This window comes from Mycobacterium sp. BK086 (assembly GCA_004362315.1).
Classification (GTDB): domain Bacteria; phylum Actinomycetota; class Actinomycetes; order Mycobacteriales; family Mycobacteriaceae; genus Mycobacterium.
The window spans coordinates 1-18,972 of record SNWL01000006.1 but is presented as its reverse complement, the minus strand read 5'-3'; the positions used below and the strand labels follow the sequence as shown (position 1 = coordinate 18,972).

Here is an 18,972-nt window from a genome sequence, read left to right as displayed (position 1 = left end):
TCTTCCCGGCTGGCGGAAAGTCTATGGAAATGCGTTTACGCGGTGCGCACGATATTGGGAAGCGATGAGCTCACCCCGATGCAGTGAAGTGAATGGAGTGAACAGTGGGTACGGATGCGGATGCATTCTCCGACGAAGTTCGACAGATTGACGGCGGAACCAACCCCGAGCGCTTCGCGCGAGGCTGGCACTGCCTTGGTCTGGCGAAAACCTTCCATGATGGCCGTCCACACCAAATCGATGCGTTTGGAACATCTTTGGTCGTATTCGAGTCATCTGATGGGACACTGAACACTCTCGACGCCTTCTGCCGGCACATGGGCGGAAACCTGGCACAGGGCACGATCAAAGGCGATGGCATCGCCTGTCCGTTCCACGATTGGCGCTGGGGCGGTAACGGAAAGTGCTTGAATATTCCGTATTCGCGACGCGTACCGCGGACGGCGCGCACCCAGGCGTGGCCCACCATGGAGCGCAACGGGCTCGTTTTCATCTGGAACGATCCGCGCAGGCGACCGCCCCCCGAATCGGTCGACATTCCGGTCATCGACGCCTACGGCTCCTCGGAATGGACTGATTGGAGCTGGAACTCCCTGCTCGTCGAGGGCACCAACTGTCGCGAGCTGATCGACAACGTCGTCGACATGGCGCACTTCTTCTACGTGCATCTGGTTAAGCCGACGTTCTTCAAGAACGTCTTCGAAAAGCATGTCGCATCGCAATTCATGGCAGCGACGGGCCGTCCCGACATCGAACTGGACAGCAATTACGGACAAGAAGGGCTCCTGATGGAGTCGTCGGCGACGTACTACGGACCGGCCTACATGGTCAACGGCCAGACCCTGGCTTCGAGCGGGGTTGCCTCCGAGGGCCTTCTGATCAACTGCCACTACCCGGTCACCCCCAATTCGTTTGTCCTGCAGTGGGGGGCGATCGCGAAGAAGCACGACGGCATGTCAGACGACGAAGCCGGCGCGATGGCGACCCAGTTCGCCGACAGCTTGGGTGACGCCTTCATGCAGGACGTCCAGATATGGCGCAACAAGGCGCGGGTGGACAACCCGCTGCTCTGTGAAGAGGACGGCCCGGTATATCAGCTGCGTCGCTGGTACGAGCAGTTCTATGTCGACGAAGAGGACGTTTTGCCAGAGATGGTGAACCGCTTCGAATTCGAAGTCGACTTGAACATTGCCCAGTCCAAGTGGGACGCGGAGATGGCCGCGAATATGGCCGCACCCAATCAAGCGCCTGCTGGCGTCTGAGCGTTGACGCGACAGCCCGAACGAAGGAGTGATGCCATGACGACACCGGTGCTCGAGAAGCTACTGTCCAACGCCGACCAGATCCGGATCGATGCCCAAGAGGCCGAGCGACTGTGCATGCTGACCCCGCGCACAGCGGCGCTGCTCCGGGACGTGGGCATGATCAAGATGCTGCAACCCAAACGGTATGGCGGACAGGAGGCCACGCCGCGTGAGTTCGCCGAGACGGTGATGGGACTGGCCGCCCTGGATCCGGCCGCGGGGTGGGTCAGTGGCGTGGTGGGGGTGCACCCCTGGCAGCTCGGATTCGCTGATCCTGCTGTACGACAGGAGATCTGGGGCGAGGACGACAATACCTGGGTTGCCTCACCCTACGCGCCTCAGGGCGTTGCGGTTCCCGTCGACGGCGGATATCGGCTCAGCGGTCGATGGCAATTCTCTTCTGGCACCGACTTCTGCCGGTGGGTGATTCTGGGGGCAATGCTCGGCGACTACGACGGCAAACCTCAGATGCCGCCGACCATGCTGCACGTGATTCTGCCCCGCTCGGACTATGAGATCGTCGCGGACTCGTGGGATACCGTCGGCCTGCGGGGAACCGGATCCAAGGATCTCATCGTTCGCGAGGCCTTTGTGCCCAACCACCGCGTGATGAACGGCGACCACGTGCTGAACGGGCAGGCCCAGATTGACGCGGGTTGTCAGGAGACGCTGTATCGGCTTCCGTGGTCTCATGTGTTCCCGCTGGGTATCACGTCCGCGATCATCGGTGCCGCAGAGGGTGCGCTGAGCGCGCATCTGGAGTACCAGCGGTCGCGCTCGGATGCGATGGGAGCAGCTGTACGCGACGATCCGATCGTGCTGTATGCGATCGGCGAGGCATCCGCCGACATCGACGCGGCGCGAAATGAGTTGCTCGCCAATGCCGATCGGATGTGGAATCTGGTCGCGTCCGGCGATACCCCGACGTTCGAGCAGCGCGCGCTGGGGCGTCGCACACAAGTCCGTGCAGCCTGGCGTGCTGTGGGCGCCGTCGACGCGCTGTTCGCTCGCTCAGGGGGCAACGCGATTCGACACGGTGGCACGGTGCAGCGGTACTGGCGCGACGTTCATGCCGGCCTGAACCACGTGATCCACGTTCCGAACACCGTCTACCAAGCCGCGACGCTGGTCCAGTTGGGGATCGATCCGCCGCCCAAGATGAAATTCATGATCTAACAACATAAGTGGCGAATCTTCTATCCCAACCGAACGGACGGCGAAAACATGTCTTCTCAGCCACCCCTGCTCAATGCCCTCGGCTACATCCGCATCCAGACGGCCGATATCGAGCGATGGCGATCGTTCGCTCATGACGTCCTCGGGTTCGCGCCGGGCACCGGCCCCGACCCGGACGCGCTCTACCTCCGCATGGACGAGCACCATGCCCGGATCGTGGTGACGCCGGCCGATTCGGACGGGCTGCTCGCGGTGGGCTGGCAGGTCGCCGACGGCGGGGCTCTCGACGAGGTCGTCGTCGCCCTGGAGAAGAACGGCACAGAAGTCCAGCGCCACTCCCAGGACGAAGCCGATCAGCGGCGTGTGGAAGAGCTTGTGTCGTGCACCGACCCCGCGGGCACCGTACTGGAGATCTTTCACGGTCCGCTGCTGGACCACAGCCCGGTGGTGACGCCGTTCGGCTCTCGGTTCGTCACGGCCTCCCAAGGTTTGGGCCACGTTGTGTTGCCGGTATCAGACCTTGACGGCGTGTTCGACTTCTACACGCAGGTTCTGGGTTTCCTTCCCCGCGGCGCCTTCCGGCTGCCGCTGCCGTTGGGGGTGCCACCGCAACGGGTGCGGTTCCTCGGCATCAACCGCCGGCACCACAGCCTCGCGTTGTGCCCAGCCCCTTCGGTGGGGCCGCCCGGGTTGGTCCACATCATGGTCGAGGTCGACACGCTAGATGCTGTCGGGCGCGCGCTGGACCGGGTGGCGCAACACGGATTCCCGGTGTCTTCAACCCTCGGCCGGCATACCAACGACAAGATGGTGTCCTTCTACGTGCGCGCACCGGGCGGCTGGGATATCGAGTTCGGAACCGAGGGCTGGCAGGTGGACACCAATTTCTATTGCGCCGAGGAGATCTCGGCCGACAGCTACTGGGGTCACGACTGGTCGGGCAGCGAACCTCTTGCAGCGCTGAAGGCCGAGTCGGCTCTCAAGGATGTGACCCGATGACCTCCACCTCTCTCCCGGACACATTGCCCGGATACTCCCAGTTCGCGCCGTGGCTGGTCGTCGAACAGCTTGGGTCAGTGCACGTTGTCCGGATCAATCGGCCCGACAGCGCCAACGCGGTCAACGAGGAACTGCACCATGCGCTGGCTGAAATATGGCGGCACCTTGCCGTCGACGAGGCTGTACGCGCTGTCGTGATTACCGGTGTGGGAAAGGCGTTCTCGGCCGGCGGGGACATGGAGATGTTCACTCGGATGATCAACGACGCCCAGCTGCGGCGCGCGCTGTTCAGCGAGGCGCGGTCGGTTTTCGTCGAACTCATGAACTTCCCCAAGCCGCTGGTTTCTGCGGTCAACGGTGCGGCGGTCGGTCTGGGCTGCTCGGTCGCGTTGCTCAGCGATCTATTGGTGATGGGTAAATCGAGCTATCTGGCCGATCCCCATGTCGCAGTGGGCTTGACCGCCGGCGATGGGGGTGCCGCGATGTTGCCCCTGCTGGTCGGCCTGATGAAGGCCAAAGAGTATGTGCTGCTGGGCGAACGGATCACACCCGAGATCGCGGACAAGCTGAATCTCGTGACGAAGGTGGTCGACGATGCGCTGGTTCTTGATGCGGCGCTCGAATTGGGTGAGCGGCTTGCGGCGCTACCACCGCAGGCCCTGCGCACCTCGAAGATCGCGATGAACATGCACCTGAGCCGCGCTGCGCTGGGTGTCCTTGAATACGCTCTCGCCGAGGAGTTCATCTCGTTCGGCACCCCCGAATTCGATCAGCGGGTCAACGAGTTTCGGGCCAGATCAGCCCGGCGGTAATCCGTGCGCTGGCTGTGATTCCAGCACACGGAAGGCGTTCGAGAATTCTTTCCGCTCACCGGGCACAGCCTATGCGGCGTCCTGGGTCGCTTTTAGTCTCGATTGTGATGCAGGCAACACCGCCCACATCGAATGGTTGAAATCAGCTTCTGGGCAAGGTGATTGCCCCGCAGCGCTACCTATGTGGTGCGGCAGCCAGACAAGGAGTCACATGAGTCAGCGATCCGAACCCGGACGGCCAAGGGGCGGGCGATGACACTGCTCGAGAACACCAAGATGCTCACGCCGTTGCGCGGAATCGGTGACTTCTATGCGACTGCGTTGGACACTCTGCTGCTCATTCCGAGACGGCCGTTCGCCTGGCGAGAGTTCTTCTTGCAGTGCTGGTTCATCGCCCGTGTGTCGATCGTTCCCGCGGTGCTGCTCGCCATCCCGTTCACCGTGCTGGCGGCCTTCACCCTCAACGTCTTGCTATTCGATTTCGGGGCAGCAGATTTCGCCGGAACGGGTGCCGGAATCTCGTTGGCCCAGCTGGGTCCGATCGTCACCGTGCTGGTCGTGGCGGGAGCCGCGGCCACTGCGATTTGCGCCGACCTCGGTGCACGTACGATCCGGGAGGAGCTCGACGCCTTGCGGGTGCTGGGTATCAACCCGCTGCAGTCGCTGGTGGTGCCACGGGTGTTGGCCGGCTGTGTCGTGGCGGTGCTGCTGTCGTCGATCGTGTCGCTGGCGACTCTGGTCGGCTCGTTTGCGTTTTCGGTGTACATCCAGCACGTCACTCCCGGCGCATTCGTCGCGGGCCTGACGCTGCTGACAGGACTCAAAGATGTTGTGGTGTCGCTGGTGAAGGCCGGCTTGTTCGGTTTCGCGGCCAGCTTGATCGGCTGCTACAAGGGCATTTCGGTCGGTGGCGGACCGGCAGGTGTCGGCAACGCCGTCAACGAGACCGTGGTGTATTCCTTTGTGACTCTGTACGTCATCAACCTCATCATCACTGCGGTTCAGTTCGGCGGGCCCCGATGACGGCCAGCGCGCCGAGCCCGGCCGCCACCTGGCTTCGGCGCCGGGGCCGGCGGTGGGCGGACGGATGGATTCGCATCGGGAACCAGACCCAGTTCTACGGACACACGATCCGATCCATTGGCACCGCGGTCATTCACTACAAGACCGAGATCGTCCGACTCATCGCTGAGATGAGTTTGGGCACTGGGGCATTGGCGCTCATCGGTGGAACCATCGTCGTCGTCGGATTCCTGACGCTGTCGGCAGGTGCACTGATCGCCGTTCAGGGCTACAACCAGCTCGCGGGCATCGGCGTCGAGGCATTGACCGGCTTCATCTCCGCCTACGTCAACGTGCGCATCATCGCTCCCGTAACAGCCGGCATCGCATTGGCGGCCACGATCGGAGCCGGCGCGACCGCCCAGATCGGGGCGATGCGTATCGCCGAAGAGATCGATGCGCTCGAGGTGATGGGGATCCGGTCCGTGGCCTACCTGGCGTCGACACGGGTACTGACCGGCGTGATCGTGGTCATTCCGCTGTACTGCATCGCGGTACTGATGTCGTTCCTGGCGGCTCGGCTGGGCACCACAATGGTCTACGGACAGTCCACCGGCGTCTACGACCACTACTTCAACACGTTCCTGATCCCGACCGATCTTCTGTGGTCATTCCTTCAGGCGATCGCGATGTCCATCGTCATCATGCTGATCCACACGTACTACGGCTATACCGCCTCGGGCGGACCGGCCGGTGTGGGCGAGGCGGTGGGACGCGCGGTGCGGGCATCGTTGGTGTCTGCGGTGACGGTCAGCCTCTTGGTGTCACTGTCCGTGTACGGGCAGTCCGGCAGCTTCCACCTGGCCTCGTAACGCCATGGAACCAAGATCCGGAGACCACCGTCTCCACCCCGCGTGGTGGACATTGATCCTCGTTGTCGTCGTCGCCAGCCTCTTCGCAACATCCGGTGCGTTGTTCACCGGCGCGTTCACCTCCTATGTGCCGGTCACCCTGACCGCCGACCGCGCCGGCCTGGTCATGGAATCTGGCGGCAAGGTGATGATGAACGGCGTCGCGGTCGGGCGCGTCGCGGGCATCTCCCGGGGATCTGGGCCCGTCAGGGTGCGCCTGGAAATATCGCCCGACCAGATCAAGTACATCCCCGCCAACGTGTCTGCCCAGATTCGGGCGACGACCGCCTTCGGCGCGAAATTCGTCGACCTGATCTATCCCGAGCATCCGAGCTCCCAGCGGCTGGCGGCCGGCGCAGTGCTGGTGTCGCGCAACGTCACCACCGAGGTCAACACCGTATTCGAGAACCTCGTGGGCCTCCTCCACCAGATCGACCCGGCCAAGCTCAATGCGGTGCTCTCGGCTCTCTCGGAGGGTTTCCGGGGCCAGGGCGAACGGATCGGTCAGGCGATCACCGACGCCGATCAGGTGCTGCGGGAGGTCAATCCGCGCGCCGACACCATCGATCAGAACTGGCGATTGTTCAACTCGCTGAACGGTGTTTACGACGCCGCGACTCCCGATGTGTTGCGGGTGCTGGACGCCGCAGCCACGACAAGCGAAACCATCACCCGCCACGCGACAGCGTTGGACGCGCTGCTGCTGAACACGGCGGGCTTCTCGCAGGCGGCGATCGATCTGCTGGCGCCGAACCAGAAGAATCTGGTGAGTGCGGTCAACCTCGCCGCGCCGACCACCGGTCTGTTGCTCACGTACAACCCCGAGTACACCTGCACCCTCGAAGGCGCAAAGTGGTGGCTGGACAACGGTGCTCGCGCGGCCATTGGCGGTAACGGGCGGACCTACGTTGCCGATGCCGCGATCCTGATGGGCGACGACCCGTACTCCTATCCCGAGAACCTGCCGATCGTCGCTGCCAAGGGTGGCCCGGGCGGCAAGCCCGGCTGTGGCTCGCTGCCCGATGCCACGAAGATGTTCCCGGTGCGCCAGCTGGTCACCAATACCGGTTGGGGCACGGGAGTGGACATTCGTCCGAATCCCGGAATCGGACATCCGTGCTACGCCGACTATCTGCCGGCTACCCGCGCGGTGCCCCAGAAGCCGAGCATTCGGCAGTGCCTGCCCGGTCCGGCCCCGGGGCCGGTGCCCTATCCCGGGGCGCCGCCCTACGGCGCACCGCTCTACGGGCCGGGTGGGGTGCCGTTATGGCCTGGGATCCCACCGGCTCCGGCGCCACCGCCCGTGCCCGTGGAGGGCACGCCGGTAGCTCCCGGCACCATGTCGCCGCAACCGCCGCCGCCCGCGGTGTTCGGTGGACCACCCCCGCTCCAAGAACAACCGAACCCATGACTGTGGCCAGCAAAGGAACGATGACGTGAGACAAAACCTCGCCGGCGCGCTGGTGCGCCTGTCGGTCTTCACGATCGTCTGCGCCATGGGAATCCTCGCCCTGTTCGCGATCTTCGCCCAGCTCAGGTTCCAGGACAGCCGCGTGTTCAAAGCCCAATTCAGCAACATCAGCGGACTTGCCAACGGCAATTTCGTCCGCATCGCGGGCGTCGAGGTCGGCAAGGTCCAAGAGATCGCGTTACAACGCGACGCGACTCTGATCGTCTCGTTCTCGGTGGACCCCTCGGTGGTGCTGACCGACGGCAGTCGTGCGGTGATCCGCTACGACAACCTGATCGGTGGGCGCTACCTCGCATTGGAGGAAGGTGCCGGCTCGACCACGGTGATGCGCCCGGGTGCGATGATTCCGTTGGCCCGCACCGCGCCCGCGTTGGATCTCGACGCATTGACGGGCGGGTTCCGCCCGCTGTTCCGGGCATTGAATCCCGACCAGGTCAATGCTCTTACCCAGCAGCTGATTTCAGCCTTCCAGGGTCAAGGTGACACCGTCGGATCGTTTCTGACCCAGACCGCCGCGGTGACGAGCACGTTGGCCGACCGCGACCAGTTGATCGGCGAGGTGATCACCAATCTCGATTCTGTTCTGGGATCGCTGGGTGACCAGAGCGACAAGTTCGACAAGGCGGTGACCTCACTGTCCGAATTGGTCAAGGGGCTGTCTGAACGTCGATCCGACATCGCGAAAGGTCTCGCCTACGCGGACGCTGTCTCCAGCAGTACGGCAGACCTGCTGTCCCAGGCTCGTCCACCCCTCAAAGAGGTTGTGAACCAGACAGATCGGACCGCCGCGACGGTGCTGGCGGATCACGAATATTTCGACCAGGTCCTGAACAGCCTGCCCGACAAGTACAAGCTGCTGGGGCGGCAAGGGCTTTACGGCGACTACTTCAGCTTCTATCTGTGTGATGCGGTGCTCAAGCTCAACGGCAAGGGTGGCGAGCCGGTCTACGTCAAGGTCGCCGGCCAGGACACTGGGCGGTGCGCGCCGAAATGAAAACATTCAAAGAACGCAATCCGCTGGTCGTCGGTGGGCTCGGTGTCTTGGCGACCGGTGTGGTGATCGCCGGAGTGCTCGGCTATAACAACTTGCCGTTGGTCAATTCGGGGGATACCTATACCGCCTACTTCGCCGATGCTGGAGGGCTCACTTCCGGTGCGGCCGTGCAGGTTTCCGGATACCAGGTTGGCAGCGTGGACAAGGTATCGCTTGACGGGGCGCGCGTGGTTGTCAGGTTCACCATCGACAACGACGTCGAGCTGGGCGACCACACCGAAGCGGCGATCAAGACCAAAAGCCTCTTGGGCGCCAAGATCCTGGAAGTCGATCCGCGCGGTAACGGCCATCTGTCGGGGCCCATTCCGCTCGAGCGGACGACCTCGCCCTACCAGTTGGGCGATGCCCTTGGCGATCTCGCCACCACGGTGCAGCAGATCGACACCGGCCAGATGTCGGAGTCGCTGTCCACTCTGGCGCAGACATTCGCGCAGACTCCGCCGGACCTGCAACTCGCGGTCCAGAACCTGGCGCGGTTCTCCCAGTCGCTGGATCAGCGTGACCAGCGACTGCGCGACCTGCTGGCGAATGCGAACAAAGCGACCAAAGTACTTGCCGACCGCAGCGACGCGGTTGTCAGCCTGATCGCGAACTCCAACGCGCTGCTGGCTGAGCTCAACACTCAAAGTCAAGCACTGGACCAGATTTCGGCACACGTCTCGAGTCTTTCGCAGCAGTTGTCGGGGTTTGTCGCCGACAATGGAAAGCAGATGCACGGCGCGCTGGAGAAGCTCAACGGCGTCCTGACCATCATCGCCAATCGCAAGGGGCGGATCCAGGAATCCATTCACCGGCTCAACGCCTTCGCGATGTCGCTCGGTGAATCCGTGTCGTCAGGACCGTTCTTCAATGCCTACCTCGCGAACCTGCTGCCCGGCCAGTTCCTGCAGCCCTTCATCGACGCCGCGTTCTCCGATCTGGGATTGGATCCGAATGTCAAACTCCCGTCGGAGCTGACCGATCCCCAGACAGGTCAGAAGGCAACCCCGGCGCTGCCCGTCCCGTTCCCGCGTACAGGGCAAGGCGGACCGCCGAATCTGACGCTGCCCGACGCGATCACGGGCAATCCCGGTGATCCGCGCTACCCCTATCGGGAACCGTTGCCCGCGCCGCCACCGGGTGGACCTCCTCCCGGCCCGCCTGCGACGACGCCGCCCGAGCCGGGTGCCGCGCCCGCACCGCCGACACCGGCTCCCGTGTATGCGCCGGCCCCCGGTGAAGTACCCGCTACGACACCAGGGACGGGATCATGAAGTCGCGCAGCCGTATTCAACTGGGGCTGGCGTTGGTGCTGGCCGTCGTACTCGTCGTCGGCGTGATCGTCGGACTGCGGGCCGCCGACGCGATCACCAAGACACGGGTCACCGCGTACTTCGACAACAGCACCGGCATCTATCCCGGCGACCAGATCCGGATACTGGGTGTACCAGTCGGTGAGATCGAAACAATTGAACCCCAACCACATCGGGCCAAGATCACGTTCTGGGTCGATGACCAATACAAGATTCCCGCGGACGTTAAGGCGGTGATCCTGTCGCCCTCGCTGGTCACGGCGCGCGCCATCCAGCTCGCTCCGGCATACACGTCGGGTCCTGTGCTGGCCGATCACGCGGTCATACCGCAGGACCGTACCGCCGTCCCGGTCGAATGGGACGACCTGCGTATGCAACTCCAGAAACTCACCCAGACGTTGCAACCCACCGAGCCCGGGGGAGTGTCCTCGCTGGGGGCATTCGTCAACACCGTCGCCGACAACCTGCGCGGCCAGGGCGCCAACATTCACGACATGGTGGTCAAACTGTCGCAAGCGCTGTCGATCCTGGGCGACCATTCCGGCGACATCTTCGGCACGCTCAAGAACCTGGCCGTGCTGGTTTCGGCCTTGCACGACAGTGCCGATCTCATGCGCGAACTCAACCAAAACCTCGCTGCCGTAACCGCATCATTGGCCAACGATCCCGACGAGGTGGGCCGCGCGGTCACCGATCTGAACACCGCAATCACCGATGTCCACGGCTTCGTTACCGAAAACCGCGCGGCCCTGGGCACCACGTCGGAAAAGATCTCCGAGATCGCCGCGGCCCTCGGTGACAGCATCGACGATGTCAAGCAGGCGCTGCACATCCTGCCGAGCACGCTGGCCAACTACGTCAACATCTATCAGCCCGCACAGGGCTCGGTGACCGGCGTGCTGGCGGGAACCAACTTCAGCAATCCGATCAACTTCATCTGCGGTGCGATCCAGGCCGCGTCACGGCTGAACGCCGAACAGTCCGCCAAGCTTTGTGTCCAGTACCTGGCGCCGATTGTGAAAAACCGGCAATACAACTACCTGATGCCGTTCGGTTTCAACATGGTGGGTACCCAGGCACGCCCGAATGAGGTGACCTACAGCGAAGACTGGATGCGTCCGGATTACGTACCGCCGGCTGACGTGCCGCCGCCGGCCGCGGTCGACCCGGCACCGCCGCCGCTCCCGGCCGAAAGCCCAGACGCCGGACCGCCGTCCCCGGCTTCTGCCGACCCCTCAGCCGGATTAGCGGGTCTCTTGATTCCCTCTGGGAGCCCCAAATGACGCGACATCGGTCCCGCCGCATCACCGGCTCGCTGATCACGGTCCTGGCTACCATCGGCGCGACAGCGGGATGTGGCTGGCAAGGCCTCAATTCGCTTCCCATGCCCGGAACCAAGGGTGGTGGACCCGGTTCGTTCGTCATCCAGGCGCAGATGCCCGACGTGAACAACATCCAGCAGAACTCGCGGGTTCGGGTCGGTGACGTCAACGTCGGCACGGTCACGAAAATCGAGCGTCAAGGTTGGCACGCGCTGGTCACCATGCGCCTCGACGGCGATGTGAACCTTCCGGCCAACGCGACCGTCAAGATCGGGCAGACCAGCTTATTCGGGTCCCTGCACATCGAGCTTGCCCCGCCTGCCAGCACCACGCCATCGGGCCGGCTGCACGAAGGGTCACTGATCGCGTTGCCCGACGCGGGCGCCTACCCCAGCACCGAACAGACGTTGGCCGCGGTGTCCCTGTTGCTCAACGGTGGTGGGGTCGGGAATCTGCAAGAAGTTATCGAGACGTTCAGCACCGCGTTTCGCGGTCGGGAACAAGACCTGCGCAGCCTGATCCAGCAGCTCGATACCTTCTTCCGCAATGTCAACGACCAGACCAAGGACATCATCGCCGCGACCGACAGTCTCAATCGTGTTGTCGGAAAGTTCTCGGCGCAGAAGCCCATTGTCGATCGCGCGCTGGCAACGATCCCAGACGCGCTCGCTGTACTGAAGGACGAACGTAATGCCATGGCAGAAGCCGTCGACAAGCTCGGCAAATTCAGCGCCATCGCCGCGGACTCCGAAGCGCAGACCAAAGAGAGTCTCGTCAGGGAGCTCAAAGACATTGGCCCGGTGCTGAAGTCACTGGCTGATTCCGGGCCCGCGCTGACCCGCTCGCTCGGGATGATTGCCACCTACCCGTTCCCGATGGACACGCTGGACAACTGGTTCCGCGGCGACTACGGCAATCTGACCGCCATCATCGACTTGACCCTGAGCCGCCTGGACGCTGCATTGTTCACCGGTACGCGGTTCGAGGGCGCATTGACCGAACTCGAAATGCAGTGGGGCCGAACCATTGGCCAGATGCCGAGCCCTTACACCGCGACCAATCCGCTAGTCGTGCCGTACCACCTCGACGAGGGGCGATAGCATGCACGTGAGTCGGCGAATCCTGATCCAGCTCGCTATTTTCGCTGTGATATCGCTTATCGCAGGCGCGGTGATGATCTTCGGTTACATCAAGATCCCCGCGATGGCGGGACTGGGCCGCTACACCGTCACCATCGAACTGCCCCAATCCGGCGGGCTGTACCCCACCGGCAACGTCACGTATCGGGGTACGCAGGTCGGTAAGGTGACCTCGGTCCATCTCAACGGGAATGGCAGTGTCGCTGCGGATCTCGCGCTCGATACCACTTTCCGCATCCCGTCCAACGTCGATGCCCAGGTGCACAGCCAATCGGCGGTCGGCGAACAATACGTGGCTCTGGTGCCTCAGGACGACACGTCACCACCCCTGAAGAACGGTGACGTCATCCCGCTGAGCCGCACCTCGGTACCACCGCCGATCGACGGTCTGCTCGACGCCGCGAACCGTGGTTTACAGGCTATTCCGCACGACAATTTGAAGACTGCGGTCGACGAGTCCTATGCGGCAGTCGGCAACCTCGGACCCGAATTGGCCCGGATCGTCAAGGGATCCACCACCTTGTCGTCCGACGCCAGGGCGAATCTGATGTCGATAACCACACTGATCGACCAGTCGGGTCCGTTGCTCCGATCGCAAGTTGACACCGGCAGTGCCATCCAGGCGTGGGCACGTCACCTGGCAACCATCACCGGGGAGCTCCGCGACCATGACACGGCGGTGGCCGGCATCGTCGACAACGGCGGACCCGGTGCCGAGGAGGCGCGCCAGCTGATCGAGGAGTTGAAGCCCACGCTCCCGGTGCTCTTGTCGAACCTGGTGAGTGTCGGCCAGGTTGCGGTCACCTACCGCAACGACATCGAACAACTGTTGGTACTCGTCCCGCAGGGTATCGCGATGGCGCAGGGTGGCGTCGTGGCCAACCACGGCACCAAGCAGGATTACGTCGGCAGCTACTTGGATTTCAATCTCAACATGAACCTTCCGGCGCCGTGCACGACCGGCTTCCTGCCGCCCTCCCAGCGGCGCACCGCGGTCGAAACCGATGCTCCAGACCGGCCGCAGGGCGATCTCTATTGCCGGATACCGCAAGACGCACAGAGCAACGTTCGCGGCGCGCGCAACATCCCCTGCGAGACGCGTCCGGGTAAGCGGGCGCCCACAGTCGCCATGTGCGAAAGCGACGAGCAGTACATCCCCCTTAACGATGGCAACAACTGGAAAGGTGACCCGAACGCGACGTTGTCGGGTCAGGACATCCCGCAGCTTCCGCCGGCCTCCGCGGCACGCCAACCCGGCCCAGCCGACGCGGCACCGGAAGCGGCGACACCGCCGCCGAGCCCGGCTTTGGCGATCGCGCAATACGACGCGGCGTCGGGAACCTATATCGGACCCGACGGTCAGGTGGTCACCCAGGCCGACATCGGACAGGAAGCGCCGAAGGAGAAGAAGTGGCAGACGATGTTGATGCCGCCGGCGTCGAACTAGACGATGCTGCGGCCGTAGCCGAGGAACCGATCTCAGCAAGGGGGCGCAGCAGGTCGACGCGGTTGGCCGCGGCGATCTTGCTGCTCACCGCCGCTGCGCTCGCCACCATCGCCGGCTGGGAAGGCTTCCACGCCTATCGATCCGAGCAAGCGGACCGCGAGGGCCAGGTGTTCTTACAGGTCGCCCGGCAGGGCGCCCTGAACCTGACGACCATTGACTACCAACATGCTCAGGCCGATGTCGCGCGGATCCTGGATGGCTCGACGGGTACGTTTCACGACGAATTCCAGAGTCGGTCACAGCCATTCATCGACGTCGTCACAAAGGCGCAGTCAACGTCGACGGGCACCATCAGCGAAGCCGCGCTGGAATCGACCGACGGTGACCGGTCCGCACAGGCGCTGATCGCCGTTCAAGTCGCCATCTCCAACAAGGGAGCCGATCCGACCAAGCATGGTTGGCGGATGCGCATTGTGGTCGACCGCAGCGGCGATATTTACAAGATCTCCAGCGTCCAGTTCGTTCCCTGACCACCAGTTGCGCGACAAGCCAAGGATTCCCATGACGATATCTACCGACATCGCGGTCGACGAAGTCGCGTCACCCGTAGTCGAGGAGCCCGGCGCGCCGGTAGAGGGCGGGCGTCGACGACCCGTCCGACCTCGGTTGGTGCGGACACTGGTGTATGCCGTACTCCCGGCGATCGTCGTAATACTGGCCATGGCTGCGGGATTCGCCAAATGGACCGACGCGCGGTTGCGCGAGGAGAAGTCGGCGCGCGTCGAATCCGTGCAGGCGGCGAGTCAGATCGCGGTTGCGATGCTGTCCTACCAGCCCGACACCGTCGAGAAGGATTTGGCGGCGGTGCAGGACCGGTTGGCGGGTCCTTTCTTGGACTCGTACCGATCGCTCGTTCACGACGTTGTGATACCCGGCTCGCATGAGAAGAAGATCGCCGCTGTCGCTACAGTAGCGGCCGCTGCCTCGGTGTCGGCAAGTCAAAACCATGCTGTTGCTCTGCTATTCATCAATCAGGCCGTGACGGTGGGCAACGATGCGCCGATCAGTACCGCGTCCAGTGTGCGTGTCACCCTTGACCGCGTGGATGGTCGCTGGCGGGTCGCCGGTTTCGATCCGGTCTAGCGTGCGGCGCCGAATTGTCTTACCGCTCAGCGGACATGCGATTGCCGGTGTTTTTCCCACCAGACGAAACTGAGAACCGTTACCGCATCCGCGGATCGTATCGGTAGGGAGTCTTGTAATGGTCGACTGGCGCCGCGAATGTGACGTATTGGTAGTGGGTTCCGGCGCGGGCGGGCTAACCGGTGCATACACGGCTGCCCGTGAGGGCCTCGACGTCGTCGTGGTGGAGTCGACCGACAAGTTCGGTGGCACCACCGCGTACTCCGGCGGCGGCATGTGGTTCCCCGCCAATCCAGTTCTTCTGCGCGCCGGCACCGATGACACCGTCGAGGACGCTCTGCAGTACTACACGTCTGTGGTCGGGGATCGGACGCCTGTTGCCCTTCAGGAGGCGTTCGTTCGTTCCGGGGCGCCGTTGGTCGAGTACCTCGAAGCCGATGAGCACCTGCAGTTTCAGGTCTTTCCGTGGCCCGACTACTTCGGTACCGCGCCCAAGGCCCGTGGAGACGGCCAGCGCCATATCGCCCCCGAACCCCTTGCTGTATCTGATGCCGAGGATCTGCGCGCAGTCGTGCGCGGGCCGCTGGACACCGACCGGCTGGGGACCGCACCTCCTGACGACTATTTCATCGGGGGCCGGGCGCTGATAGCGCGCCTGCTGGTCGCGGGACGCCAGTATCCGAACCTGACGACGCACCTGAATACAGCTCTCGCTCAGCTGGTGGTGGAGGACGGAAGGGTCGTCGGTGCCGTCGTCGATGCTGCCGCGGAGGGTGGACAGTACGCCGTTCGCGCTCGACGCGGAATCCTGCTGGCAGCTGGAGGATTTGAGAACAGCGACGAACTGCGTGCCAAGTATCGCGTGCCCGGAGCGGCACGCGACGCGATGGGGCCCGGATCGAACGTCGGTCAGGCGTTGGAGGCAGGCATTGCAGTCGGCGCCGACACCGATTTGATGGATGAAGCGTGGTGGGCGCCGGGCATGACACATCCGGACGGGCGTTCCGCGTTCGCTCTGCTGTTCACCGGCGGAATATTCGTCAACCGAAATGGCGAACGTTTCGTCAACGAATCGCAGCCCTACGATCAACTGGGCCGCACTGTGATCGCGGGACTGGACGCCGGATCGTTGGGCCTGCCGTACTGGATGATCTATGACGACAGCGCGGGCGACCTGCCGCCCGTAGTCCTCACCAACGTGTCGATGGTCGAGCGGTCGCTGTATGAGGCGGCCGGACTGTGGCACAGCACGGACACCCTGGAGGAGCTCGCCGGACTGATCGGCGTTCCCGCCGAGAACCTGGTCGCCACCGTCGACCGGTTCAACACCTTCGTCGAGCGAGGAGTCGACGACGACTTCGGCCGCGGCGACGAACCGTACGACCGGGTGGCCTTCGACGGTGGAGCGCCGCTGGTCGCGATCACCCGGGGCCCCTTCCATGCAGCCGCCTTCGGTCTCTCTGATCTGGGCACCAAGGGTGGCTTGCGGACTGATGAGCATGCACATGTGCTCGACACTTCCGGTCAGCCGATCCCGGGTCTGTACGCGGCCGGCAACACGATGGCCGCGCCCAGCGGGTGCGTGTACCCCGGCGGCGGCCATCCGATCGGCACCAGCATGGTCTTCAGTCACCGTGCCGTCCTCGACATGCTGGACAACACTCACACTTCTGCCACAGTGGACTCCGTTGACCACGCTGTCTGAGCGGATGAGTGTCTGCCAGGTGTCGATCAGTACGTCTGATCTGGCCGGCAGTCTGCGGCTATTCGAGAACCTCTTCGGCTTCGCGAATGCCGGCGGCAGCGCTATGTGGGGTGAGGCCATGCGCGTCGCGGGCCTCGAGCCGAGCGCCCGGGCATTGGTGTGGTGGATGGTTGGGTCGCGGCCGTTCTTTCAGTTGGAACTGTTCGAGTACACCAATCCCGTTCCGGCGCCGTTGGGTGTCGGCGATCAGATCGGGTGGGCGGGGATCGGTATCGCGGTTGCGGATTTCGACAGGGTGCTTCGCGGCCTGGCCGACTTCGGCCCCGAGCCCCACGCCACCGTTACGGGCTCGCTGGGATCACGGCGGATCGCGTTCCGGGATCCGTTTTCCGGTATCACCATTGAGGCCATCGAAGCGACGGAGCGACGCGGACCTGATGTGGTGTACGCAACGCAGCGGGTGACCGACATCGTTGCCGCGCAACGTCTCTACGAGGAGACTCTTGGCGTCCGGGTCGAACTGCGGGATCCGATGTGGCGGGGTCGTGAGGCAGCAGAGCGCAGCTTCCTCGCCCACATCGGCAATTTCACCATCGAGGTCCTCAACTGTCCGGAATCCGGGTACGCGGACGGAGGGCAGCGACCGCGACGTACCTTCGACTACGGGATCGTCAACGTGGGTCTCGGTTCAAGAGAGGGCCGCGTTGCCGCCGAGGTGATCGAACGACTGTTGGCCGACGGCCATCAAACGACGCAGATAACCAACGTCGGCGATATCGTCGGAACATACTTCGTCGACCCAGGGTGCGAATTCGAAATCCTCTCCTTGCCTGTGGAATTAGATGATGTCTTCGGCTACACGGCCGGTCGCCCACTTGTGGCCAACATGGGGTTCTGAACGATCATGGGGATCTCATTGCGACAGTCGCGTGCAGTCGCGGTCATGGCCGCGACCGTCATCGTGATGACCTGCACCGTGATGGGTATGCCGCCCGCTCGTGCTGCTGCGGTGGAGTATCTGCTGGTTCCGTCGGCGGCGATGGGCCGCGACATCCCGGTCGCCTTTGAATCGGGCGGTCCGCATGCGGTGTTTCTGTTGGATGCGTTCAATGCGGGACCCGACGTCAGCAACTGGGTGAGTGCGGGCCATGCCATGGACACTCTCGCAGGTAAGGGTGTGTCGGTGGTGGCCCCGGCCGCCGGAGCGTTCAGCCTGTATACGAACTGGGAACAGGATGGCTCCAAACAGTGGGAGACCTTCCTGTCCAGCGAGTTACCGGATTGGCTGACCGCCAACAAGGGTTTGGTGGCCGGTGGGCACGCTGTTGTCGGTGCTGCCCAGGGCGGCACCGCGGCGTTGACTCTTGCTGCGTTCTACCCGAACCGGTTTCGCTATGCGGGATCGATGTCGGGGTTCTTGTACCCGTCGAACACGTTCATCAACGGTGCCCTGCATGACGGGATGATGACCTTCGGCGGGGTGGACACCAACCAGATGTGGGGTCCTGCTCAGTTCGGCCGGTGGAAGTGGCATGACCCGTACGTGCATTCACAACTGCTGGTGGACAACAACACTCGGCTGTGGATATTCAGTCCGCAGACGCTGACATGCAGCGATCCGGCGGCGATGGTCGGATACTGCGATCAAGCCCAGGGCAGTAACCGCTCCTTCTATGCGAACTTCCGCACGATAGGCGGGCGCAACGGGCACTTCGATTTTCCGGTCAGTGGTCAGCATGACTGGAGTACGTGGGCGGGCCAGCTCGCCTCGATGTCCGGCGATCTGACCGCTTCCATCAAATAGAAAGTCACAGTGGGGATCTGGCGTGGGTATTGCTATTCAGGTCGAGGGGTTGACGAAGTCGTTCGGTTCCCAGCGAATTTGGGAGGACGTGACCCTCGATATCCCCGCCGGTGAGGTCAGCGTGTTGCTGGGCCCGTCGGGTACCGGTAAGTCGGTGTTCTTGAAGTCGCTGATCGGTCTGCTGCGCCCCGAGCGGGGCAAGATCATCGTCGATGGCACGAACATCATCGAGTGCTCGGCCAAGGAGCTCTACGAGATCCGCACCCTGTTCGGCGTCATGTTCCAGGACGGTGCGCTGTTCGGGTCGATGAACCTGTTCGACAACACCGCGTTCCCGCTTCGTGAGCACACGAAGAAGAAGGAATCCGAGATCCGTCAGATCGTGATGGAA

At 63.4% G+C, this 18,972-nt stretch carries 18 protein-coding genes; all 18 read left to right on the top strand.

The window, feature by feature from the left end; genetic code table 11:
- Nucleotides 1-104 precede the first annotated feature (104 nt).
- Nucleotides 105-1,262, top strand: coding sequence for a 3-ketosteroid-9-alpha-monooxygenase, oxygenase component (locus EV580_RS21000; protein ID WP_133693213.1), 1,158 nt, complete (start codon nucleotides 105-107; stop codon nucleotides 1,260-1,262).
- Between the two features lie 36 nt (nucleotides 1,263-1,298).
- Nucleotides 1,299-2,480, top strand: coding sequence for an acyl-CoA dehydrogenase family protein (locus EV580_RS20995; protein WP_133693211.1), 1,182 nt, complete (start codon nucleotides 1,299-1,301; stop codon nucleotides 2,478-2,480).
- Nucleotides 2,481-2,528: 48 nt separating this feature from the next.
- Nucleotides 2,529-3,479, top strand: a complete 951-nt coding sequence (gene bphC, locus EV580_RS20990; RefSeq protein ID WP_133693209.1) for a biphenyl-2,3-diol 1,2-dioxygenase — start codon at nucleotides 2,529-2,531, stop codon at nucleotides 3,477-3,479.
- Nucleotides 3,476-4,291, top strand: coding sequence for an enoyl-CoA hydratase-related protein (locus EV580_RS20985; RefSeq protein WP_133693207.1), 816 nt, complete (start codon nucleotides 3,476-3,478; stop codon nucleotides 4,289-4,291). The genes bphC and EV580_RS20985 overlap by 4 nt, the downstream gene beginning before the upstream one ends.
- A gap of 252 nt (nucleotides 4,292-4,543) precedes the next feature.
- Complete coding sequence (locus EV580_RS20980) at nucleotides 4,544-5,314, top strand: MlaE family ABC transporter permease (protein ID WP_133693206.1); 771 nt, start codon at nucleotides 4,544-4,546, stop codon at nucleotides 5,312-5,314.
- Nucleotides 5,311-6,165, top strand: coding sequence for an ABC transporter permease (locus tag EV580_RS20975; RefSeq protein ID WP_133693204.1), 855 nt, complete (start codon nucleotides 5,311-5,313; stop codon nucleotides 6,163-6,165). The genes EV580_RS20980 and EV580_RS20975 overlap by 4 nt, the downstream gene beginning before the upstream one ends.
- A gap of 4 nt (nucleotides 6,166-6,169) precedes the next feature.
- Complete coding sequence (locus tag EV580_RS20970; protein WP_133693202.1) at nucleotides 6,170-7,615, top strand: MCE family protein; 1,446 nt, start codon at nucleotides 6,170-6,172, stop codon at nucleotides 7,613-7,615.
- Nucleotides 7,616-7,640: 25 nt separating this feature from the next.
- Nucleotides 7,641-8,669 carry an MCE family protein gene (locus EV580_RS20965; RefSeq protein ID WP_133693200.1) on the top strand — a complete coding sequence of 343 codons (1,029 nt, stop codon included), beginning with the start codon at nucleotides 7,641-7,643 and terminating at the stop codon, nucleotides 8,667-8,669.
- Nucleotides 8,666-9,982, top strand: coding sequence for an MCE family protein (locus EV580_RS20960; RefSeq protein ID WP_133693198.1), 1,317 nt, complete (start codon nucleotides 8,666-8,668; stop codon nucleotides 9,980-9,982). Before EV580_RS20965 ends, EV580_RS20960 begins: the two co-directional genes overlap by 4 nt.
- Nucleotides 9,979-11,304, top strand: coding sequence for an MCE family protein (locus tag EV580_RS20955; protein ID WP_133693196.1), 1,326 nt, complete (start codon nucleotides 9,979-9,981; stop codon nucleotides 11,302-11,304). The genes EV580_RS20960 and EV580_RS20955 overlap by 4 nt, the downstream gene beginning before the upstream one ends.
- Nucleotides 11,301-12,443, top strand: a complete 1,143-nt coding sequence (locus EV580_RS20950) for an MCE family protein (protein WP_133693194.1) — start codon at nucleotides 11,301-11,303, stop codon at nucleotides 12,441-12,443. The genes EV580_RS20955 and EV580_RS20950 overlap by 4 nt, the downstream gene beginning before the upstream one ends.
- A gap of 1 nt (nucleotide 12,444) precedes the next feature.
- Nucleotides 12,445-13,929 carry an MCE family protein gene (locus tag EV580_RS20945; RefSeq protein WP_133693192.1) on the top strand — a complete coding sequence of 495 codons (1,485 nt, stop codon included), beginning with the start codon at nucleotides 12,445-12,447 and terminating at the stop codon, nucleotides 13,927-13,929.
- Entirely contained in the window at nucleotides 13,893-14,459 is a 567-nt protein-coding gene (locus tag EV580_RS20940; protein ID WP_133693190.1) for an Rv1363c family protein, read from the top strand. The genes EV580_RS20945 and EV580_RS20940 overlap by 37 nt, the downstream gene beginning before the upstream one ends.
- A gap of 31 nt (nucleotides 14,460-14,490) precedes the next feature.
- On the top strand, nucleotides 14,491-15,072 hold the full coding sequence (locus tag EV580_RS20935) for an Rv1363c family protein (RefSeq protein WP_133693188.1): 582 nt from the start codon (nucleotides 14,491-14,493) through the stop codon (nucleotides 15,070-15,072).
- 118 nt (nucleotides 15,073-15,190) lie between these two features.
- A complete protein-coding gene (locus EV580_RS20930) occupies nucleotides 15,191-16,777 on the top strand; it encodes an FAD-binding protein (protein ID WP_133693186.1) in 1,587 nt (528 codons plus the stop codon).
- Complete coding sequence (locus EV580_RS20925) at nucleotides 16,761-17,675, top strand: VOC family protein (protein WP_133693184.1); 915 nt, start codon at nucleotides 16,761-16,763, stop codon at nucleotides 17,673-17,675. The genes EV580_RS20930 and EV580_RS20925 overlap by 17 nt, the downstream gene beginning before the upstream one ends.
- A 45-nt stretch (nucleotides 17,676-17,720) precedes the next feature.
- Entirely contained in the window at nucleotides 17,721-18,581 is an 861-nt protein-coding gene (locus EV580_RS20920) for an alpha/beta hydrolase-fold protein (RefSeq protein WP_370581496.1), read from the top strand.
- 22 nt (nucleotides 18,582-18,603) lie between these two features.
- Nucleotides 18,604-18,972: ABC transporter ATP-binding protein (locus EV580_RS20915; RefSeq protein ID WP_133693180.1), on the top strand; the 369-nt coding region annotated here is incomplete at its 3' end.